Origin of the sequence: Pelomicrobium sp. G1, from assembly GCF_051905455.1 — a bacterium.
GTDB lineage: Bacteria > Pseudomonadota > Gammaproteobacteria > Burkholderiales > UBA6910 > Pelomicrobium.
The window spans coordinates 1-297 of record NZ_JBQACR010000271.1; the positions used below are offsets into that span (position 1 = coordinate 1).

General features: G+C 66.3%; 1 protein-coding gene. It reads right to left on the reverse strand.

Annotated features, from left to right (window positions below; translation table 11 throughout):
* Positions 1–297 (reverse strand): efflux RND transporter permease subunit (locus ACTFO6_RS18465; RefSeq protein ID WP_439935833.1); only part of this gene is annotated, 297 nt, incomplete at both ends.

Here is a 297-nt window from a genome sequence, read left to right on the forward strand (position 1 = left end):
GGGTCAGCTCGTCGGTGATGTCCAACTGGTTGCGCCGCCGTGCGCTCCCGTCGTGGAGGTTCACGAAGGCGAGGGCATTGTTCACCGGGTTGGGCTTCTCCCGCCCAGGCGCCACCACGGTGAAGAAGGAACGGATCTCCGGGATCTCCTTGAGGATGCGCTCCAGATCCCGGGTATAGCGGTCCGTGTACTCCAGCGTCGCCCCTTCCGGCGCATTCAGCACCACGATGAAGAGGCCCCGGTCCTCCAGCGGCGCCAGCTCCGAGCGCAACTGCATGAACAGGGCCGCGCCGATGC